The organism is Arthrobacter sp. 05N425, from assembly GCF_056397125.1.
Genome location: NZ_JBFTMU010000014.1, coordinates 154,689 through 174,717, shown reverse-complemented (window position 1 = coordinate 174,717; position 20,029 = coordinate 154,689). Strand labels below are relative to the sequence as shown.

Annotated in this window: 22 protein-coding genes and 2 tRNA genes; 11 read left to right on the top strand and 13 right to left on the bottom strand. The window is 68.2% G+C overall.

From position 1 onward, the window contains the following. The first annotated feature begins 92 nt into the window (after positions 1–92). The gene (phoU, locus tag AC1DGE_RS15075; RefSeq protein ID WP_476917714.1) at positions 93–782 is read left to right on the top strand and encodes a phosphate signaling complex protein PhoU; all 690 of its coding nucleotides are present in this window, start codon (positions 93–95) and stop codon (positions 780–782) included. Here phoU and AC1DGE_RS15070 read toward each other — a convergent pair. Beyond that, positions 751–1,497 carry a phosphoglyceromutase gene (locus tag AC1DGE_RS15070; protein WP_175324031.1) on the bottom strand — a complete coding sequence of 249 codons (747 nt, stop codon included), beginning with the start codon at positions 1,495–1,497 and terminating at the stop codon, positions 751–753. The genes phoU and AC1DGE_RS15070 overlap by 32 nt on opposite strands. A 142-nt stretch (positions 1,498–1,639) precedes the next feature. Between AC1DGE_RS15070 and AC1DGE_RS15065 the strand changes: the two genes are divergently transcribed. Next, entirely contained in the window at positions 1,640–2,515 is an 876-nt protein-coding gene (locus tag AC1DGE_RS15065; RefSeq protein ID WP_476917713.1) for a class I SAM-dependent methyltransferase, read from the top strand. On the opposite strand, the gene AC1DGE_RS15060 is transcribed toward AC1DGE_RS15065, so the two are convergent. After that, complete coding sequence (locus AC1DGE_RS15060; protein WP_476917712.1) at positions 2,500–2,853, bottom strand: DUF2516 family protein; 354 nt, start codon at positions 2,851–2,853, stop codon at positions 2,500–2,502. The two genes, AC1DGE_RS15065 and AC1DGE_RS15060, sit on opposite strands and share 16 nt — an antisense overlap. A gap of 9 nt (positions 2,854–2,862) precedes the next feature. After that, a complete protein-coding gene (locus tag AC1DGE_RS15055; protein ID WP_441419039.1) occupies positions 2,863–4,059 on the bottom strand; it encodes a trans-sulfuration enzyme family protein in 1,197 nt (398 codons plus the stop codon). 89 nt (positions 4,060–4,148) lie between these two features. Between AC1DGE_RS15055 and tmk the strand changes: the two genes are divergently transcribed. The 5 genes from tmk (at position 4,149) to AC1DGE_RS15030 (ending at position 9,327) form a co-directional block, all read left to right on the top strand. Continuing rightward, on the top strand, positions 4,149–4,817 hold the full coding sequence (gene tmk / locus AC1DGE_RS15050; RefSeq protein ID WP_441419038.1) for a dTMP kinase: 669 nt from the start codon (positions 4,149–4,151) through the stop codon (positions 4,815–4,817). After that, positions 4,814–5,956 carry a DNA polymerase III subunit delta' gene (locus AC1DGE_RS15045; protein WP_175323756.1) on the top strand — a complete coding sequence of 381 codons (1,143 nt, stop codon included), beginning with the start codon at positions 4,814–4,816 and terminating at the stop codon, positions 5,954–5,956. The genes tmk and AC1DGE_RS15045 overlap by 4 nt, the downstream gene beginning before the upstream one ends. Before the next feature lie 61 nt (positions 5,957–6,017). After that, the gene (locus AC1DGE_RS15040; protein ID WP_476917711.1) at positions 6,018–7,601 is read left to right on the top strand and encodes an alpha/beta hydrolase; all 1,584 of its coding nucleotides are present in this window, start codon (positions 6,018–6,020) and stop codon (positions 7,599–7,601) included. Positions 7,602–7,704: 103 nt separating this feature from the next. Further along, a tRNA-Thr gene (locus tag AC1DGE_RS15035) sits at positions 7,705–7,777 on the top strand. A 251-nt stretch (positions 7,778–8,028) separates the two neighbouring features. After that, entirely contained in the window at positions 8,029–9,327 is a 1,299-nt protein-coding gene (locus AC1DGE_RS15030; RefSeq protein ID WP_476917710.1) for an MFS transporter, read from the top strand. 47 nt (positions 9,328–9,374) lie between these two features. Here the strand turns inward: AC1DGE_RS15030 and AC1DGE_RS15025 are convergent, their stop codons facing one another. Further along, the gene (locus AC1DGE_RS15025) at positions 9,375–9,848 is read right to left on the bottom strand and encodes a hypothetical protein (protein WP_476917709.1); all 474 of its coding nucleotides are present in this window, start codon (positions 9,846–9,848) and stop codon (positions 9,375–9,377) included. Between the two features lie 70 nt (positions 9,849–9,918). Here AC1DGE_RS15025 and AC1DGE_RS15020 point away from each other — a divergent pair, with 70 nt between their 5' ends. The 3 genes from AC1DGE_RS15020 to AC1DGE_RS15010 all read left to right on the top strand — a co-directional run bounded on the left by AC1DGE_RS15020 (position 9,919) and on the right by AC1DGE_RS15010 (position 12,414). Next, positions 9,919–10,884: a hypothetical protein gene (locus AC1DGE_RS15020; protein ID WP_476917708.1), complete on the top strand. Its 966-nt coding sequence runs from the start codon at positions 9,919–9,921 to the stop codon at positions 10,882–10,884. Positions 10,885–10,920: 36 nt separating this feature from the next. Further along, complete coding sequence (locus AC1DGE_RS15015; RefSeq protein WP_441419032.1) at positions 10,921–11,160, top strand: hypothetical protein; 240 nt, start codon at positions 10,921–10,923, stop codon at positions 11,158–11,160. Positions 11,161–11,334: 174 nt separating this feature from the next. Next, entirely contained in the window at positions 11,335–12,414 is a 1,080-nt protein-coding gene (locus tag AC1DGE_RS15010) for a TRAP transporter substrate-binding protein (RefSeq protein WP_476917707.1), read from the top strand. Positions 12,415–12,535: 121 nt separating this feature from the next. Here the strand turns inward: AC1DGE_RS15010 and AC1DGE_RS15005 are convergent, their stop codons facing one another. The 7 genes from AC1DGE_RS15005 to AC1DGE_RS14975 all read right to left on the bottom strand — a co-directional run bounded on the left by AC1DGE_RS15005 (position 12,536) and on the right by AC1DGE_RS14975 (position 19,032). After that, positions 12,536–13,381 carry an aldo/keto reductase gene (locus AC1DGE_RS15005; RefSeq protein WP_476917706.1) on the bottom strand — a complete coding sequence of 282 codons (846 nt, stop codon included), beginning with the start codon at positions 13,379–13,381 and terminating at the stop codon, positions 12,536–12,538. A 128-nt stretch (positions 13,382–13,509) separates the two neighbouring features. Continuing rightward, positions 13,510–13,965, bottom strand: a complete 456-nt coding sequence (locus tag AC1DGE_RS15000) for a hypothetical protein (protein ID WP_441419029.1) — start codon at positions 13,963–13,965, stop codon at positions 13,510–13,512. Between the two features lie 7 nt (positions 13,966–13,972). Then, positions 13,973–14,641 (bottom strand): bacterial proteasome activator family protein, encoded by a 669-nt coding sequence (locus tag AC1DGE_RS14995; protein WP_441419028.1) that lies wholly within the window; start codon positions 14,639–14,641, stop codon positions 13,973–13,975. A 63-nt stretch (positions 14,642–14,704) separates the two neighbouring features. Continuing rightward, on the bottom strand, positions 14,705–14,896 hold the full coding sequence (locus AC1DGE_RS14990; protein ID WP_476917705.1) for a YbdD/YjiX family protein: 192 nt from the start codon (positions 14,894–14,896) through the stop codon (positions 14,705–14,707). A gap of 11 nt (positions 14,897–14,907) precedes the next feature. Beyond that, a complete protein-coding gene (locus AC1DGE_RS14985; RefSeq protein WP_476893029.1) occupies positions 14,908–17,199 on the bottom strand; it encodes a carbon starvation CstA family protein in 2,292 nt (763 codons plus the stop codon). A gap of 174 nt (positions 17,200–17,373) precedes the next feature. Further along, positions 17,374–17,907: a PadR family transcriptional regulator gene (locus AC1DGE_RS14980; RefSeq protein ID WP_476892805.1), complete on the bottom strand. Its 534-nt coding sequence runs from the start codon at positions 17,905–17,907 to the stop codon at positions 17,374–17,376. A 141-nt stretch (positions 17,908–18,048) separates the two neighbouring features. Then, positions 18,049–19,032, bottom strand: coding sequence for an NAD(P)H-quinone oxidoreductase (locus tag AC1DGE_RS14975; RefSeq protein WP_441419026.1), 984 nt, complete (start codon positions 19,030–19,032; stop codon positions 18,049–18,051). A gap of 157 nt (positions 19,033–19,189) precedes the next feature. Here AC1DGE_RS14975 and AC1DGE_RS14970 point away from each other — a divergent pair. Continuing rightward, positions 19,190–19,277: transfer RNA gene (locus tag AC1DGE_RS14970), tRNA-Ser, on the top strand. Positions 19,278–19,343: 66 nt separating this feature from the next. Here the strand turns inward: AC1DGE_RS14970 and AC1DGE_RS14965 are convergent. Continuing rightward, positions 19,344–19,580 carry a hypothetical protein gene (locus AC1DGE_RS14965; RefSeq protein WP_441419025.1) on the bottom strand — a complete coding sequence of 79 codons (237 nt, stop codon included), beginning with the start codon at positions 19,578–19,580 and terminating at the stop codon, positions 19,344–19,346. Between the two features lie 5 nt (positions 19,581–19,585). Beyond that, positions 19,586–19,843, bottom strand: a complete 258-nt coding sequence (locus AC1DGE_RS14960; protein ID WP_441419024.1) for a hypothetical protein — start codon at positions 19,841–19,843, stop codon at positions 19,586–19,588. Positions 19,844–20,029: the final 186 nt, after the last annotated feature.

Genomic DNA, 20,029 nt, shown 5'->3' with positions numbered 1-20,029 from the left:
CTGGAAGGGTGGCAGGTTGAACGCCGCTACGGTGAAACGAAACGGCCGGGCGCCGAGGTGCCCGGCAATGTTTCCGAGGAAAGGACGCACCCGTGCGTAAGGTTTTTCAGGAAGAGCTCGCCCAGGTCGGTGAGCAGCTCGTCGAAATTTCGAAGCTCGTCAGCGAGGCCTTTGAGAAGGCCACAACAGCCTTCGAGGGCGCCGACATCGACCTCGCCGAGGACGTCATCGCGGCCGACGCCCGGATCGATTTCCTGCAGAACAGCCTCGACGAGCGTGCCATCGACATCCTCACCCTGCAAGGCCCGGTGGCCAGCGACCTGCGCATGATCGTGGGTTCGCTCCGGATGAGCGCCTCGCTGGAGCGGATGGGCGACCTCGCCCGGCACATCGCCCAGCTCGCCCGGCTCCGCTACCCGGCGAACGTGGTCCCGCAGCAGCTGCAGGAGACTTTCAAGAGCTTCGCCAAACACGACCTGGAAATCGCGCAGAAGCTCACCGTGCTGCTGGAGACCCGCGACCTCGAGGTGGCCCGTGACATCCTCAAGGCCAACAGCGCCGTCAACGACCTGCACCTGAGCGTCTTCAAGGCGATCGCGCGCAGCGACTGGGCGGAATCCGCGGCCACCACCGTGGACGTCGCCCTGGCCAGCCGCTACTTCGAGCGCTTCGCGGACCACGGCGTTTCCGTCGCGCAGAAGGCCTTGGAGGTGACCGGCCGCCGTCGTCGTATCCGGGGTGCGAAAGGCGTTACTTCTTGCCCTGGTTTGCCACTGCCTTGATGGATTCGGCGGCGGCCTCGGGGTCGAGGTAGGTGCCGCCCGGATTCAGCGGCTTGAAGTTCTCGTCCAGTTCGTAGACGAGCGGGATGCCGGTGGGGATGTTCAGCCCGGCGATGTCCTCGTCGCTGATGCCGTCAAGGTGCTTGACCAGCGCGCGCAGGGAGTTGCCGTGGGCGGTGACCAGCACGGTCTTGCCGGCCTTGAGGTCTTCCTTGATGTCCGATTCCCAGTAGGGCAGCAGCCGGACCAGGACGTCCTTGAGGCATTCGGTCCGCGGCACCGCGTCGCCGAGATCCTTGTAGCGCGGATCCCCCACCTGGGAGAACTCCGAGTCGTCCGCGAGAGGCGGCGGCGGGGTGTCGTAGGAACGGCGCCAGGTCATGAACTGCTCCTCGCCGTATTCGGCCAGGGTCTGGGCCTTGTCCTTGCCCTGGAGCGCGCCGTAGTGGCGCTCGTTGAGGCGCCAGTCGCGCTTGACGTCGATCCAGCCGCGGTCCGCCTTCTCCAGCGCGAGGTTTGCGGTGTTGATGGCCCGCTTCAGGCGCGAGGTGTAGAGGATGTCCGGGAGGATGTTGTTCTCCACCAGCAGCTCGCCGCCGCGTACCGCCTCGGCACGGCCCTGGTCGTTCAGGTCGACGTCCACCCAGCCGGTGAACAGGTTCTTGGCGTTCCATTCGCTGTGGCCGTGGCGCAGCAGAATCAGCTTGTAAGTCATGCTTTTCATCCTAGCCGAGCGGTCCCGGGCCGTGCCGAGCGTTACACCCACGGCTGCTACCGCGACGCGGGGTCAGCTACGGCCCATCCCCGGGCCCGGCATGGACCGTATCTGACCCCGCGTTGGACGATAGGGTTGGCGTGTGGTGCAGAAAGCTGAGCGGGTGGTGTCACCCGGGACCCGGGGCGGGACGGGTGGCGGCACCCGGTCTGGCCGGCCCGTGGGCAACGTGACCCGCGGAACCACCAACCCGAACCGGATGCGGCGGGTCGACCGCTGGCTCACCGGGCCGCAGGCCTGGCGCTTGCGCGGCGCGAAGGATCCGCTCGTCGTCGACCTCGGCTACGGCGCGTCCCCGGCCACCGCCGTCGAACTCTTTGAACGCCTCTCCGCCATCCGCGCCGACGTGCGCGTAGTCGGGATTGAGATTGAGCCGGAGCGGGTCCGGCAGGCCAAGGCGTTGGAGCGTCCCGGGCTCAGCTTCCAGCTGGGCGGCTTCGAACTCCCAGTTCCGGGCCGGCCGGTGTTGGTGCGGGCCTTCAATGTCCTGCGGCAGTACGAGGAGGCGGATGTTCCCGCCATCTGGCGGCTGGTGCAGGACCGGCTGGCCCCCGGCGGCCTGCTCATCGACGGCACCTGTGACGAGATTGGACGCCGGGTTACCTGGGTGGCGCTCGACGACGTGCGGCCGCTGAGCCTGGGGCTGTCCATGCGCTTCGGCGGCTTCGAGCTGCCCTCGGATATCGCCGAACGGCTACCGAAAGCGCTTATCCACCGGAACGTGCCCGGCGAGAAAATCCATTCCTACCTGCAGGCGCTGGACAAGGCCTGGCTTGAGGCGGCGCCGCTGGCCTCGTTTGGGAACCGGCAGCGCTGGACGGCAATGTGCCGTGCACTGCGCGACGGCGGCTGGCCAGTGCAGGACGGCCCGGCGCGGTGGCGCCTGGGTGAGCTGACCGTGGACTGGGAAGCCGTGGCGCCTGACGGACTACAGCAGGCAGGTCACCAGGGGCCGTAGGGGCCCATGTTGCGGCTGCCGCCGCGGCCGGCATCCTTCACCGCGGGACGGACATCGGCGAGGTAGACGGATGCGGCCGTCACGGCCGCGAGGCCGAAGAGCCCCAGCGGGCCGAAGAACCCGCCGCCGCCGCCGACAATGGACAGCAGGCCGATGAAGAGGGCACCCCCGGTCAGGGCGAGCCAGAACGTCTTGGTCCGCTTGGACACCGCCTCGAAGGCGTTGGCCTTGTGCCGCAGGCAATCGAAGAACGCCCACACCTCAAGCCCCAGGGCTACGAGCGCCAGCAGGAAGTAGATCCCTCTATCGGCAATTTCAGTCAGCGTTCTTCCGTCCATGCCCCCAGCCTAGCCGTCCAGTGTTGCCAAAGCCTGCTGCAAATCGGCCCACAGGTCCTCGACGTTTTCAATTCCGACACTCAGCCGGACCAGGTTCTCCGGTACGCTCTCCGGTTCCGCCGTGTGCCGGCGGCGGCGCTCGATCAGGGATTCCACCCCGCCCAGCGAGGTGGCCGGCAGCCACAACTGCAGGGCCCGGATCATCCGGTCGGCCGCCTCCGCGCCGCTGAACCCGCCGTCGGGGCCGTCCCCCGGGGCCATTTCGATGCACAGCACGGAACCGAAGCCCTTCATCTGCGCCTTGGCCCGTTCGTGGCCGGGGTCCGAGGGCAGGCCCGGGTACCGGATGCTGCCGACCTGCGGGTGCCGGCTCAGCCGCTCCGCGAGCACCGCCGCGGAGGCCTGCGAGCGCTCAATCCGCAGGGCCAGGGTGCGCAGCCCCCGCAGCGCCAGCCATGCCTCGAACGGCCCGGCGATGCCGCCGTGGATGGTTCGGTGGTGCAGCAGCCTGGCGTGGAGCTCGGCGTCGGAGGTCACGAGGGCGCCCAGCACGACGTCGGAATGGCCGGAGAGGTACTTGGTGACCGAGTGCAGGACGACGTCGGAGCCGAGGCTGAGCGGCTGCTGCACGAGCGGGGTGGAGAAGGTGTTGTCGGTGACGACGAGGGCGCCGGCCGCGTGCGCTGCAGCGGTGAGCGCACGGATATCCGCGACGCCGAGCATCGGGTTGGTGGGGCTCTCCAGCCACAGCATGCTGGCAGGCGTTCCGCCGGCGGGCGCCAGCTGTTCCAGCACGGCGTCGGTGTCCGCAATGTCCACGGTGCGCAGCTCCAGCGCACCCTTCTGCGCCAGCTCCGTCGCCATCACGAGCGAACCGGCGTAACTGTGGGACGGCATTACCAGCACCCCCTGCGCCGGAACCAGGGACAGCGCGGAACTTACGGCGGCGAGGCCGGAGGCGTACAGCAGGCCCGGCAGCGTGGCGCCTTCCAGCTGCGCCAGGGCCTGTTCGAAGGGGTCCCAGCTGGGGTTGGAATACCGGCCGTAGCCGCGGTCGCCGGGGCCCAACGGACCGGTGCCGAAATAGGTCGAGGACAGCACGATCGGCGGGTTGACCGGGGCGTCGCGTTCGCGCGGAGGACGGCCTGCGGCCACCACCACGGTTTCGGCCGAGAGCGAGGCTGCCTGTTCTTCGGAGAGACTCATGGTGACAGGGTACTTCGGAGCCGCGCCGGGCCCGTAAGGCGTTACGCGCTGGCCGCCATGGTGTCGGTGATTGTCGGTAGGCTAGAGCAGTGACTACCCAGACTCCCGGACCCTTCCCCGGACTGTTCATTGCCTTTGAGGGCGGCGACGGTGCCGGCAAGTCCACCCAGGCCGCGGAGCTCGCCGGAGCACTCGAGTCCCGCGGGCTGACGGTGCTGCGGACGCGGGAACCGGGCGGCACGCCGATCGGCGAGAAGCTTCGGTCCCTGGTGCTGGATCATGGCCACGGGCACATCGACGCCCACACCGAGGCCCTGATCTTTGCAGCGTCCCGCGCCGCGCACGCCGCGCAGGTCATCCGTCCGGCGCTGGAGCGGGGCGAGGTGGTCCTCACCGACCGGTACATCGACTCCTCGGTCGCCTACCAGGGCGCGGGCCGGCACCTCGGCACGGATGCGGTGCGTGAGATCAATGACTGGGCCACCTCCGGCCTGCAGCCGGACCTGACGGTGTTGCTTGACGTCGACCCTGCCGACGGGCGTCGGCGCCGGACCGCCGGCGACGCCGCGGAGGACCGGCTCGAATCCGAGGCCGACGACTTCCACGCCAGGATCCGCGCCGCTTTCCTGGCGCTGGCGGCGGCCCGGCCGGAAAAATACCTGGTTCTCGCGGCGCACCTGCCCGTGTCGGAGCTGGCTGCCCGGATCCTCGAACGGGTCGAGACGCTGCTCTCGCTCCGTCAAAGCAGCTCGGCATGAGCGTCTGGGACGACCTCCAGGGCCAGCCGGCCGTCGTCGCCCAACTGCGCCAGGCCGCGGAGGGCGACGGTCTCACGCACGCCTGGCTGTTCACCGGCCCGCCGGGATCCGGCCGGTCCAACGCCGCGAAGGCCTTTGCCGCGGCACTGAACTGCGACCAGGAAGACATCACGAAGCGCGGCTGCGGCGAATGCCCTGCGTGCCAGACCATCGTTGGCGAGACGCACTCCGATGTCACGTTCGTGCGCACCGAGAAGGTCACCATCACGATCGACGAGGCCCGCGAACTGGTCTCGACCGCGGGCAACCGTCCCTCCTCCGCCCGCTGGCGCATCATCGTCGTCGAAGACGCGGACCGGATGGCGGAGCGCACCACCAACGTGCTGCTCAAGGCCATCGAGGAGCCCACCCCGCGCACCATCTGGATGCTGTGCGCGCCGTCTCCCGCGGATGTGCTCGTGACCATCCGTTCCCGTTGCCGCCCGGTGGCGCTGCGGCTCCCGCCGGCGGCCGACGTCGCGGCCCTCCTGGTCAAGCGCGACGGCGTCGAACCGGAGGTTGCCGAACGCGCCGCCCGCGCCGCGCAAAGCCACGTGGGAATCGCCCGCAGGCTGGCGAGGGACCCAGAGGCCCGCGAACGCCGACTGGAGACCGTGCGGTTCCCGCTGCACCTGCGGGGCATCACCGCGGCCGTGATGATGGCGGACAAGCTCGTCAAGATCGCCACGGAGGAAGCCAACAGCTCCAACGACGAGCGCGACGCCGCCGAAAAGGCAGCGCTGCTCGCCACGCTGGGGGCACCCGAAAGCGGGCCGCTCCCGCCGGCCATGCGCGGGCAGGTCAAGCAACTCGAGGACGACCAGAAGCGGCGTGCCAAGCGCTCCGTCACCGACTCGCTTGACCGTACCCTGACCGACCTGCTGTCCTTTTACCGGGATGTGCTGATCATCCAGATGGGGAACGCCGTGGAACTGGTCAACGTTGAGCTGAGGAGCGAGCTGCAGGAATTCGCCGGGCGCTCAACGGCCGAGGTGACGCTTGCCCGGATGGATGCCATCAACAAGGCCCGCAAACGGATCACGACGACCAATGTGGCCCCGCTGCTGGCCATCGAGTCCATGGCCGCCAGCCTGATCTGACCCGTCAGCAACGCTCCACCCGCTTCGATCCGCCCAGTTCCACATCCCCAAGGAGAACCGCATGACGTCAGCACCACCACCCCCGGCAGGCAGCCGAACCTTGGGGCTCGGGGTGCGGGCTGCCGGCGCCTTGGCGCTGGGCCTGGTGCTGTCCCTGGTGCTGTCTTCCTGCACGCTTTTCGGCTCCGGCGACGGCGGCCCAAAGAGCTCCTCCGCAACGGCCGACCCTTCGATCGCCGCAGCCGCCCCGGCCGAGCTGCGGAGCTTCTACTCCCAACAGCTCAAATGGTCGGCCTGCGAGGGGGACTTCCAGTGCGCCAAGGTCAAGGTTCCGCTGGACTACAGCAAGCCCGACGGCGACACGATCGAACTTGCCGTCATCAAACTGGCATCGAAGGGCGGCAGCAAGAAGGGCAGCCTGCTGGTTAACCCGGGCGGTCCCGGCGGTTCCGGCTACGACTTCGTCAGGGACGCCGGCTCTACGAACATTTCCGAGAAGGTGCGCTCGAACTACGACGTCGTCGGCTTCGATCCGCGCGGGGTGAAGCGCTCCGCTCCGGTCACCTGCCTCACCGACCGGGAACGCGACGCCAACCGCGCCAAGATCTACAAGCTGGACACCGACGCAGGACTGGCCGAAGCCTTCGCCGACAACAAAGCCATCGCCGCCAAGTGTGCCGAGAAGACCGGGCCGGTCCTGGGCCACGTCGACACCGTCAGCGCCGCCAAGGACCTCGACGTCCTCCGCGGCGTCCTCAACGACACCAAGCTGAACTACCTGGGCTACTCGTACGGCACCTTCCTCGGCTCGACCTACGCCTCGCTTTTCCCGGACAACGTGGGCCGGATGGTCCTGGACGGCGCCCTGGACCCCTCCCTGAGCAATGAGGAGCTGACCGCAGGCCAGGCGAAGGCTTTCGAGAAGGCCATCCACGCCTATGCGACCAGTTGCCTCCAAAACAGCGGCTGCCCGTTGAGCGGAACCCCGGACGAGGCCGTCCGGCAGATCCAGGACCTCATCGCGGCTGTGGAAGCCAACCCGCAGCCGGCCAAGGACGGCCGGCTGGTCAACGCGTCCATGTTCGTCAGCGGCTTCATCCTGCCGTTCTACAACGACGACAACTGGCCCGTGCTGACCCAGGCCCTGGACAGCGCGATGAAGGGCGATCTGTCCCCGATGCTCCGGCTGTCCGACTTCGGCGCGGACCGCGAGCCGAACGGCACCTACTCGGCAAACTCCGCGTTCGCCTTCAATGCCATCAACTGCCTCGACTACTCGATGGAAACCGGCACGGCGGCGATGCGGACCGAGGAGAAGCGGCTCCGCCAACTTTCCCCCACTCTGGGCTACTACTTTGCGTACGGCGGCACGAGCTGCAAGGACTGGCCCTACAAGAGCCTCCGCACCCCGGCTCCGGCCCAGTACAAGGGCACGGCCGACATCCTGGTCGTGGGCACCACCGGCGACCCCGCCACACCGTACGAATGGGCCGTCGCCCTGCGCAAGCAACTGGGCACCGCCGCGCTGCTGACCTGGAAGGGCGAGGGCCACACCGCCTACGGCCGTTCCAACAGCTGCGTTGAGAAGGCCGTGGACGGGTACCTCGTGGACGGCAAGACACCGGCGGACAACACCGTCTGCTGACCGGTCCACGGCACCCTCGCGGCTCATTTTGACCCGGGCGCGGGGACTCCATTACAGTTGTCTCTTGCATGATCCGCCCGGTTCGCCAGGGTTTCACGCGGTTGCTTCCTTAGCTCAGTCGGTAGAGCGTCTCACTCGTAATGAGAAGGTCATCAGTTCGATTCTGATAGGAAGCTCGGAAGTTCGAAGCAAAGAACCCCTGGAAATCATTGATTTCCAGGGGTTCTTTGCTGTCCGCCCACGCGGTCCGGCCCGGGATGCGGGTCCGGGTCCGGGTCCGGGGGGACTTCGACACGGGCACGCCGGGCACGTAGCGGCCGGCGTGCCCGCGTTTGGTCCAATAGTGCCCGGGGCTGCGGCCGCGGCATGCACGGCCCGGACCCCGGCTGCTCTTGTCATTCACGCCCCCGTCCGCGACCCTTGGGAAATGGACCGGCCTGAGCGCGAGGTGCCCGCCCCTCCCGGGCCGGACCCCGCCGCGACGCCGACCGGACCCGGGATGGCAGCACCGGGACCGGCACCGGCCGCGTCCCCCACTGCATCACGGGCAGGCGGCCGCCGGCCGTGGGGCACGGTGGTGGGCTTCGGGCTGGTCAGCCTGGCGACCGACGTCGTCTCGGACGGCGCCCGCCCGCTCGCCGGACCGCTGCTGGCGCAGCTCGGCGCCTCCGCGCTCATCGTGGGGCTTGTCACCGGCGGGGCCGAGGCAGCGGCGCAGGGCCTGCGCTTGGTCTTTGGGCCCTGGGCGGACCGCACCCGCCGGTACTGGACCTTCACGCTGGCGGGCTACGCCCTGACGGCGCTCTGCGTGCCGCTGCTGGCCGTCGCCCCGGCCGCGGGTGCCGCCGGGCTGGTCCTGGCGTCGGCGCTGATCATCGGGGACCGGGTGGGCAAGGCCGTGCGGAGCCCGGCAAAGACCGTGCTGCTCGCCTCAGTGGCCAAGCGGGTGGGGCGCGGCCGCGGCTTCGCCGTGCACAAGTCCCTGGATCTCACCGGCGCGCTCCTCGGTCCGCTGATCGTGGCGGCCGTGCTGGCGGCCACCGGCCTCATCTCGGCCGCTTTTGCGGTCCTGGCTGTTCCCGCTGTGGTGGCGCTCGCGCTGTTGCTCTGGTTGCGCCGCCGCGTCGCGGAGCCCGGCGGCACTCCGGCGCCGCCTGGAACGGCGGGCAAACCGCCGTCGTTGTTCACCGGCGTTTTCCTGCTGTTCGCGGTGTGCGCCTTCTTCTGGAGTGCGGGTCTGGTGGCTTTCGGCGTGATTTCCTACCATTTGACCGCTACTGTGGCGGTTCCGGCGCCCGTGGTGCCGCTGCTCTACGCCGCGGCCATGGGCGCGGCGGCACTCGGCGCGCTGGGGAGCGGCTTCCTCTACGACCGCGCGGGCCCGGCCGTATTGCTGGCGCTGCCGGTGCTGATTGCGGCCGTGCCCGTACTGGCATTCTCCACCGGCGTGGCCCTGGTGGTGGCTGGCGTGGCCAGCTGGGGCGCCGCCACCGGAATCCAGGACTCGACGGTCAAGGCGCTCGTGGCGGACCTCGTGCCGGAGCCGCGGCAGGGATCGGCGTACGGGGTCTTCGCGGCTTTCGAGGGAGCCGGCGCGCTGGCCGGCGGCGCGCTCTATGGCGCCCTCTACGGGGCGTGGCCCGCGCTGATCGCAGCGGTCGCCGCGCTGCAGGCGGCTGCCCTGGTGCTGCTGCTCATGACAGTGCGAAGGGCGCGCCGGGCCTGAGGCCCGGGCGCGCCCCTCGGAATGGTCAGTGCACCGTCAGCGCACCGTCAGCGTGCCCACACGGACGCGGCGCCGGAGTGCCCGGTGATGATGCTCTGGTACAGGAAGAAGGCGCCGGCCAAGGCTCCTGCAACCAGCAAGACGGTCCGCAGGACCCGGTTTTCGCGCAGGCCGCCGAGGAAGGCGAAGCGCTGGCCGATCGGTTCGAAGCTCACGATAATCATCGCCGCGACGATCACGAAGAAGATGATCGACACCACCTTCAGCACGTCACCTTGTTCGGCATGTTCCCGGACCAATTCCGTCGACGGACGGGCCTTCTGCAGCTGCTCCCCCGCCTGCGCGGTGATGAGCGCGACCGGAACCAGCCCCAGCGAGAGAACACCCAGCGGCCAGGCCAGGTACCGCCGCCAGCGGGTTACGGCAGCGTAGGCGATGGCGGCGAGGCCGGCGATCGGGCCAAGCACAACGACGGCGTGGACCAGAAGGATGTGGGCCGGGAGGCCGCCTATTTCAATCACGTGGAATCTCCTACGGTGGACGTGTGCTGCGCGCCCCCGGCGTGGGGGCCGGAGCTTCTATGATTCTTGCATGGCAAAACGTGAGCTCGCGGACATTGCGGCGCAGCTCTATGGGATGCCGTTCGACAGCTTTGTCGCAGGACGCAATGCCGCGGCCAAGGAACTGCTCTCCGCAACGCGCGCGACGCCGGAGCTACGCTCCCGCGCGGCGGAGGTGCGCTCCCTGCCCAAACCCTCAGTGAGCGCCTGGGCCGTCAACATGCTCGCCTGGCGGCGGCCGGAAACACTCCGTGACCTGGCCGAGCTGGGACTCGCAATGCGCCAGGCCCAGGCCTCCCTCGACGCGGCAACGCTCCGCAGCCTCTCCCGCGAACGGCGGACCATGCTGGCCGGCGCGGTCGACGCAGCCCGCGCCGTGGCGGAGCAACAGGGGCGGAAAATCAGCGGCACCGTCGCGGCGGAAGTGGAACAGACCCTGCGTGCGGCCACGGCTGACGAGGGCGCCGCTGCCGCCGTCCGGAGCGGGCGGCTGCTCCGGACGCTCTCCGCCGATGGCGTCGACGTCGTTGACCTCGACGGCGCCGTCGCCGTCCCGGATGCGATCGGGGCAAGGCCGCCGGCCGCTCCCCCGGAGAACGCTGCGCCCCCGGCACCGGGCACGCCCCCGGCAACCGGCCAGCCGCGCCTGCGGGCCGTCCAGCAGGAACGGCCGGCGCCCACCCCCTCGGCCAGGGAGCGCGCCCAGGCCGCCCTCCGGCAAGCCACCGACGCCGCCCTTTCCAGCGCCGCCGAAGCAGAACGCGCATCCGGGGAACTAGAGGACGCGACGGACGCTGCGGCTGCACTGACGGAGGAGGCTGCCGGGCTCAGGGAACAGCTGGCGCGTGCCGAGGCCGGGCTGCGGCAGGCCCGAAAGCGGCTCGAACTGGCCTCGGCTGCCGCGCAGCAGGCAGCCCGGACGGCGGAGAAAGACCGCCGCCGGGAGGACCTGGCCCGGGAACGGGTGCTGCGGCTGGGCAACACGCCGGGCGGATGACCACTTACTGTCAGAGGGCGGTTGCAGACTTAATTCATGGAACAGCATCAGGATTTCCAACATCAGGAGTTCACGGCAGCCCGGCAGGCAGCAGCCCCGTCCGCGGCAGAGCATTGGGAAGTCACCTACCTGGACACCGAGTGCGGCCGGATCCGCACCGAAGCGTTCGACGACGCCGCTGCGGCCGAGCGCTTTGCCAGCCGGCGCATCCAGGACGAACACGGCTGGGCGGTCATCGACGCCGTGCTGCCGCGTCAGGGCCGGGCCGCAGCGTAGACGGGAGGGCAACCTCGGACCTCGTGCGAAGGTCCTGGCTCGTCAGGGAGCCCGGAAGTCCGTCCGGATGGCCTGTTGGCGGACGTCCCGAAGGAGTAACTTTCGGAGTGGAGGCTTCCTCTTCTGGTGTCAGCTACGTTGGGAGCTTCGCCTTGGACCCGGAAAGAGGCCAGCATGCAAGCACGGATGCGTGGTGCGGCGATCATGGCGGCGGCAGCCCTTGTCCTGGCGGCGGCCGGATGCGGGGCCAGCGGACTTGCCCAGGCTGATCAGCAGTCCGCTGACGCGATGGTCCTGACCCTGGCCACCGCTGGCGGTCCCGACGGTCATTCCGCAGCGCAAGTCCGGGAATTCGCCAGCCAGGTGAAGGAACTCTCCGGCGGGTCGATCCGGATCGAACTCGTGCTCAGGGCGGCCGCCGACGAAGCAGGCGCATGGGACCAGGCCGTGGCCCAATCCACCGAAGGCGGCGACTTCGACATGGCGCTGGTCCCCACCCGGACTTGGGAGTCGGAGGGTGTCCTGTCCTTCACGGCACTCTCGGCACCTTTCCTCCGGGCCTCGGATCAGGTGGTGGCGAAGATCGTCGCGCCGGAGATCGCCGGCGGCATGATGGCAGGGCTGAGGCCGATCGGACTCACCGGGCTCGCCCTGCTGCCCGACCGGCCGCGGATGCTCTTTTCCTTCGACGGACCCGTAACGGCACCGGCGGACCTGGCCGGAAAAGTTGTCCGCGCCCCCGGCTCCAGCACGGGATACGCGACCCTGAAGGCCTTGGGGGCCAGCCCGCAGTCACTGGCGGGGGAACTGTTCGCCGACGCGCTGAACAAAGGCACGGTTAAGGCCGCCGAGTCATCCTTCACCCGGGCCGGAACCTTTCCCCGGCCCAGCACAACCACGGGGAATCTGCCGTTGTACGTAAAGGTCAACTCGCTGGCCATTAACACCAAGACCTATTCGCACCTGGCCGCAGACGACCGGCGGATCCTGATGGAGGCGGCCGCGAAGACCCGGGAAGCAGTAACGAGCTCCATGGTCCACACCGCCGACGAGGCGGCAGCCTACTGCCGAAGCGGCGGCACGATCGTCGCAGCCACGGACGAGCAGATCGCAGCATTCGAAGCTGCGGCGGCCCCGGTCTACGCCCAGCTTGAAAAGGATTCCGCCACGCGGGCACTTATCGCAAAGATCCGCGCCTTCGCCGACGCTCCGGACGGGGCCTTCGACGTCGCCCCCTGCAGTCCCGGCGCCTGACTGCGCGAAGACCACCTGTAGCCGATGCAAAGAAGACCGACGAAAAGAGCGGTCCAGGGCCAATAGCCCTGGACCGCTCACTTCTTACCTCCTGGGAGGAACCCCTAATTCACCGGGATGGCTAGGCGAAGTCTGAGACCGCCGGGTCTGCACCGATGCGGCCGGCGCCCTCTGCGGAGCGGTCCAGACCGTTGATGGCCTGCACGTCCGTCTCGTCGAGGGTGACGTCCAGGGCCGCGTAGTTCTCGCGGATCCGCGATTCGGTGACGGACTTGGGGATCACGACGTTGCCGATCGCGAGGTGCCAGGCGATGACCACCTGCGCCGGCGTGGCGTTGTGCTTGGCCGCGATCTGGGCGATGACCGGGCTTTCCAGCAGCTCGCCGCCCTGGCCCAGCGGCGACCATGCCTCGGTGAGAATGCCGTTGGATGCGTTGAATTCACGCAGCTCCGCCTGGTTGAAGAACGGGTGCAGCTCGATCTGGTGGATCGCCGGAACCACGCCGGTTTCGTCGATCAGGCGCTGCAGCCCCTCCTTGGTGAAGTTGGAGACGCCGATGGTCTTCACGCGGCCCTGCTTCTGCAGCTCGATGAGGGCCTTCCAGGTGTCAACGTACTTGTCCTGCTTGGGCTGCATCCAGTGGATGAGGTAGAGGTCCAGGGTCTCGAGGCCAAGGCGTTCCATGGATTCCTCGAACGCCTTCAGGGTGGACTCGTAGCCCTGGTCCGCGTTCCACAGCTTGGTGGTGATGAAGATTTCCTCCGGCTTCAGGCCCGAACGCTGGATCGCGCGGCCTACCCCGGCTTCATTTCCGTAGATCTTGGCGGTGTCGATGTGCCGGTAGCCGGCCTCGAACGCCTGGACGACGACCTTCTCGGCGATGTCGTCCTCAACTTGCCACACGCCGTAGCCGAGCTGCGGGATGGTGTTGCCGTCATTGAATGTCAGTTCGGGTGAAGAAGTCATTCGTCCATCCTGCCAAGCGGCTGCCCCTCAGGCCAGTGTTTTGACGCCGCTAAGCTAGGCGCTTAACCCGGAATATCCTTAGCACCCGGTGTTTCGACCCGGTCACCCGCCGCGATGTGGGCGCAACATCAGCCTTGCGTTGCTGCGTCCGCGAGCCGCCGTTCGGCGTCGTCGATGTGTTCCACGACGGACTCCGCGCGGCGGCGCACGGACGCCGCACCGACCGGGACCGGCCCGACGGCGAGGCGCAGCATCGCCGCTGCTTCCGCGGTCATGGCCAGCGAGTTGCCGGCCGTGGACAGGGAACGGTGCACGCCGGCCAGGGCTCCAGGGATGTCGAGGCCGTCGCTGGGCGAGCGGCGTTGAGCCTCCACGCAGATCTGCCGGACCCGCCCGGCCAGGGCGGACAGTTCGTTGGCGATCTCGACCAGCTCCGCGTAGAGGGCCTCATCCTCGACGCCTTCGAGGACCTGGTGGTAACGGTCCAGTCCCCGGACAAACCGGTCGTGGGCGCGCCGCCACAGGCCCTTGCCGAGTTCGGCGTCGTCCTTGCGTCCCTGCCGTGCCGCGCTAAAGAAACCCAACGGTGGCCTAGAGGTACTGGCCGGGACCGTGGTCCGGGTCGGCGGGTCGGACCGGCTGCGTGGGATCCGCGCCGGGCTGGGGCTCGGCGGCGCGTTGCGGTTCGCCGTTTTCCCCAATGATGACGCCGGGCGCGATCATGGTGCCGGGCGGCAGCTGGCGGAGTTGCAGCTGCGCGGCCGCGTGCTCCCGGGCGGCATGCTGGGCCGCGATCGCGGTCTGGATGCCGTGGAAGAGTCCCTCCAGCCAACCGACCAGCTGGGCCTGGGCGATGCGCAATTCCGCGTCGGAAGGGGTGCCGTCCTCGGGGAACGGCAGATGGATCCGCTCGAGTTCCTGCACCAGCTCGGGCGCGAGCCCGTCTTCCAGTTCCTTGATCGAGCGTTCGTGGATTTCTGCCAGCCGGATCCGAGCCGCGTCGTCCAGCGGGGCGGACTTCACCTCGTCGAGCAGCTGCTTCAACATGGTGCCGATCCGCATGACCTTGGCGGGTTCGTCCACCAGGTCCTGCAGGTGGCTGGCCCGGTTGCGCACGCCCGGCCCGCGGGAATCCGAGGGGCCCTGGGCCGGGCCCGTGGCCGCCGCTTCGGTGTCGGGTGCGTCCTGCGGCGGGGCGGACGTGGTGATGCCCTCCACCGGAGTGTCGTCGCCGGACTGAGTGTCGATCGGATCGCTCATGGCTTCATACTCTCGTCGGGAACGGGTGTTCCCGACGGCGCCTTCCGGATTGCGACAGCGGTGTCAGCAGCAACGGCCTTGCGGATTGCTGTCCTGGCGGTCCGTGTGGTCGCGCCAGAAGTCCCGTTCACACATCGGCGGACCGTCGTGGCCGGAGGCCTCATGGTGCTCCAGGTACTTCTTGTAGGCATCGGCACCGAGGACACCGCTGAAGTACTCAGCAAAGCCCCGGAATCCCGCTACGAATGCATTCATGGCAGCAACCGTCAGTGCCGTGCGGCGTGTTCGAGCCGCTGGTCTGCGGGCAGCTTCTTCCACTCCGCGTCCAGCTCCCGCTCGGCCGCGGTCGGGAACAGCCCGGCCGGCGCGAACACGCGGGACGGCTGGGCCGGGTCCTCGTATTCGACGTTGGCGATGCCGGCGGAGGCATTGCGGAAGGCCTTTGCCGTCGCGATCAGGGCCGTGATGATGACGATGATGCTCAGCACCACGAAGATGATCGAAAGCCAGCCCTGGATCATCGTGTTGCGGACGACGGCTTCCATGGCGGCCTGCGTCTTGGCCGTGCCGAAGGAGGTCTTTCCGTCGGCCAGTGCCTTGGCGAACGCCGCATTGTTGGCGAAGTACCCGACGGCGGGGACCGGCGAGAAAATCTTGTAGAAGCTCGCGGTGATGGTGACGACGGACGCGAAGGCCAGCGGCAGCGCCACGATCCAGAGGTACTTGAAGGTGCCGCGCTTGGCAACGATGGCGAGCACCACCGACAGGGCAATGGCCGCCAGCAGCTGGTTGGCGATGCCGAACAGCGGGAACAGCGTGTTGATGCCGCCCAGCGGGTCGGTGACGCCCATCAGCAGCACCAGGCCCCACGCGGCGACCATCACCGCAGTGGCGAGCCAGGCCCCCGGCCGCCAGGAGTGGTCCTTGAACTTCGGCACGAAGTTGCCGATCGAGTCCTGCAGCATGAACCGCGCGACGCGGGTGCCGGCGTCGACCGCCGTGAGGATGAAGAGCGCCTCGAACATGATGGCGAAGTGGTACCAGAAGGCCATCATCGCGGTGCCGCCGATGAACTGCTGCATGATGTGCGCCAGGCCCACGGCGAGCGTGGGAGCGCCGCCGGAGCGGGAGATGATGCTTTGCTCGCCGACGTCCTTGGCGGTCTGGGCGAGTACATCCGGGGTCATGTTGACTCCGGCCAGGCCCAGGCTGTTGACCCACTGCGCGGCCGATTCGACGGTGCCGCCGGTCAGGGCGACCGGGGCGTTCATGGCGAAGTAGATACCGCGGTCGATCGAGATCGCCGCCACGAGCGCCATGATGGCGACGAAGGATTCCATCAGCATGCCGCCGTAGCCGATCAGGCGGGTCTGGCGTTCCTTTTCGATGAGCTTCGGCGTCGTGCCGGAGGAAATCAGGGCGTGGAAGCCGGAGAGGGCGCCGCAGGCGATGGTCACGAACAGGAACGGGAACACGGCCCCGGAGAAGACCGGGCCGTTGTCGCGCGAGGCGAACTCACTGAACGCCGGGACCGTGATTTCGGGCCGCACCACGATGATGGCCAGGGCCAGCATCACGATCACGCCGATCTTCATGAATGTGGAGAGGTAGTCGCGCGGTGCCAGCAGCAGCCACACGGGCAGGATCGCGGCGATGAAGCCGTAGATGATCAGGCCCCAGGCGATGGTGACCTTGTCCAGGTGGAAGAACGCGGCACCCCACTCGGTGCCGGCCACGGCGCCGCCGCCGATGATGGCGGCCATCAGCAGCACGAAGCCGATGAGCGAGACTTCCATGACCTTGCCGGGGCGGAGGTAGCGCAGGTAGACGCCCATGAAGAGGGCGATCGGGATCGTCATGCCGACGGAGAACACACCCCATGGGCTTTCGCCGAGGGCGTTGACGACGACGAGGGCCAGGATGGCCACGATGATCACCATGATCAGCAGGGTGGCGACGAGGGCGGCGGTGCCGCCGATTACGCCGAGTTCCTCGCGCGCCATCTGGCCGAGCGACCGTCCGCCGCGGCGCATGGAGAAGAAGAGCACCAGGTAGTCCTGGACGGCGCCGGCGAGGACGACGCCGATGATGATCCAGATGGTGCCGGGCAGGTAGCCCATCTGGGCCGCGATGACCGGGCCGACGAGCGGGCCGGCGCCTGCGATGGCGGCGAAGTGGTGGCCGAACAGCACGTTGCGGTCGGTCCGGACGTAGTCCTTGCCGTCCGCCTTGTATTCGGCAGGGGTGGCGCGGCGGTCGTTCGGCTTGGTGATGTACCGCTCGATGACCTTGGAATAGAAGCGGTAGCCGATCAGGTATGTGCAGACCGAGGCGAACACGAACCAGATCGCGTTGACCGTCTCACCGCGGACGATCGCGAGCATGAACCAGGCGACGCCGCCCAGCAGTGCGATCGCCGCCCAGAGCGCGATTTTCGCCGGTGTCCATTTGCGCTCTTCCGCTTCGCGGACGGATTCGTCGACGGCCGTGGCCGGAAGGCCCGGAACCGGCGTGATGCCGTCGTCGACTCGTGCGGTGTTTGGCCCGCCATCTGGCATTGTGCCCATGTCTCCTCCTTGAGAAACCCCATCTGACAGATCAGCAGTCAGATCTGCCCCATGGCACCCTATCAACGCGGCATCCGAATGGACATGGACCCGGGGCAGGGACGCCCGGCGGCTCGCCAAGCGGTGCAGAGTCCGCGGTTAACGGCGTCACAACGGGGGTGCTTGTCAGGCCGGCCCGGCCAGCTGCATGAGGCGGGCTTCGCAGAGGTCCAGCCAGCGGACCTCCGCCTCGGTCTGGAAGATCAGCGAGTCGAGGACCAGCAGCCTGGCCGTGTCCGCGGGGCGAGGATGCGCCACGGCCTCGCGCCGGGACTTGGTGTACTCCTGCAGCGCCCGGATGGAGACGGCGCGCTGTGCCTGGATGAGTCCGCCGACGTCGACGGCGGGCAGCGTCAGCGCGAGGGCGAGCTTGATGGCCAGTTCGTTGCGCGGCGGATTGGAACGGCCCACGGGAGCGTGGAACCAGTCCCGGACCTCGGCGAGGCCAGCCGGGGTAATGCTGTAGACGATGTGGCCTTCACCGTCTGCGCCGTCTTTTTGAACGAGTCCATCACGTTCGAGGCGGTCGAGGGTGGTGTAAACCTGCCCGATGTTGAGGGGCCAGGAGGAGCCGGTGCGATCCTCGAACTCGGTCCTGAGCTGATACCCGTAGCGCGGCCGGTCCTGCAGCAGCGCGAGAAGGCTGTGGCGGATAGACATGGTGCCCCCGACGGTAGCAGGACGACAGCATACACGCGCCCCAAGACGCGTGTATACCGCGTATGGAATTACATTATCGTCGTTTACCCGGGACAGCCACTTCGCATATGCCAATCCGCGTATGCTGTCCGTCACAGGGGGCTAGGTGACGAGCAGGACCTTGCCCACGTGCTCACCGGAGTCGAAGTACCGGTGGGCTGCCTGGACCTGGTCGAGGGGAAAGGTCTTCGCCACGAGCGGCCGGATCCGGCCGTCGGCGAGCAGCGGCCACACGGCGTCGCGGACCGCGTTCATGATGACCGTCTTTTCCTCCACCGGGCGGGGACGGAGCGAGGTGGCGATGATGGCCGCCCGTTTCCGCAGCAGCTGTCCGAGGTCCAGTTCGCCCTTCGTGCCGCCCTGCAGCCCGATGACGACGAGCCGGCCATATTCCGCCAGGGCGTCCACGTTCTGTCCGAGGTACTTGGCGCCCACGACGTCGAGAATGACGTCGGCGCCCTTCCCGCCGTTCTGGGCACGGAGGCTCTCGGGGAAGTGCTCCTCGGCGTAATTGATGGCAATGTCGGCACCGAGGAAGGCTTTCGCGGTGCCGACTTTCTCCGCGGTGCCCGCGGTGGTCGCCACCCGAGCGCCGAGGGCCTTCGCCAGCTGGATGGCCATGGTGCCGATGCCGCCGGTGGCCCCGTGGATGAGCACCGTTTCCCCGGCCTGCAGCTGGGCCGTCATGACAAGGTTCGAATAGACCGTGGCCGCGACTTCCGGCAGCGACGCGGCGGTGACCAGGTCCACGCCGTCGGGAATCCTCAGGACCTGCCCGGCCGGAACGGCCACCTGCTCGGCGTAGCCCCCGCCGGCCAGCAGCGCGACGACTTTGTCCCCGACGGAGAAGGGCTTGGTGACACCGGGGCCGAAGCCCGCGATTCGCCCGGAGACTTCGAGTCCGGGAATTTCCGAGGCGCCCGGGGGCGGCGGATAGAACCCCATGCGCTGCTGGACGTCCGCCCGGTTGAGCCCGGCAGCAACCACATCGATCAGCACCTCGCCCTGGCCGGGAACGGGTGCCGGGACCTCGTGGACCTCCAGGACCTCCGGACCGCCGGGCTCTGAGATGTAGACAGCCTTCATGGAGAACTCCCGATTCCTTACTGATTTCGTGCGGGCGGGGCGTCCGCGCACGCGGCGCGGGCAACTCCCGTTTCCAGAGTAGGTGGCCAAACCGGCGTCGTCTGCGAGCGCCGCCACTTTTGTGGCTGCCTACCGGCTATGAAACACTACTCTTCAGGGAAGGTTGTCCGAGCGGCCGATGGAGCTGGTCTTGAAAACCAGTGTGCGGTAACCCCGTACCAAGAGTTCGAATCTCTTACCTTCCGCGGGAGCGCAGATTTTGCGCGGTTCAGAGGCCGGTGGCGGCGATCGAAAGATTGCCACCACCGGCCTTACCTGTTCCGCCGACGGGCAATGGCGGCGGCAAATGTTGCAGTGGTCGCCAGCACCCTGGAAAGACCGCAGCGCGTGCAGGTGACAGCCAGGGCGAGGGTTTCGTCCCCGGCATCCAGAACGGCAGCGGAACCGGCGAGGAGGTGCCGGTCGCTGCGGCAGTCAGCGCACCAGGGACGGCGGCCACGGGGCTGGTTGGCGCTGACCGGCCGGTAGGTGCCCGAAGTGGCGGCCATCCGACTCACACCAGGCCGGGAAAGCTGGAGAGAATGTAATCCGCGGCGGCCGGGCCCTTCATGCGCAGCGGCGTATGCCCGGGACGGATCTTTTTCTCCTTCATGGCCGCCCAGAAGGCATCTTCGGGCCGGGGCGCACTCCGGGACAGGAAACACCAGCTGGTGTAGACCCCGTAAAGGCAATCCCGTCCGAGGACGGAACCGGATGCGGCGTCGGAGGTGGTGGCTTCTTGAAGGAACTGGTCATATTGCGAATCTGCCATGGTGGCTCGTTTCCGCCGGGTGCACAGGGCGCCGCCGAGGGCTACAGCAGCTGGTACTTGAACGCCATGCACGGGGCGCCAAGCGGGTCCGGATGCCGCAGTACGGCAAGATCCAGGATGTATCTACAATGTAGACAATAGGCGTAGACTTCACTGTAAGCAAGCTTGTTGATCAATTTCCAGGGA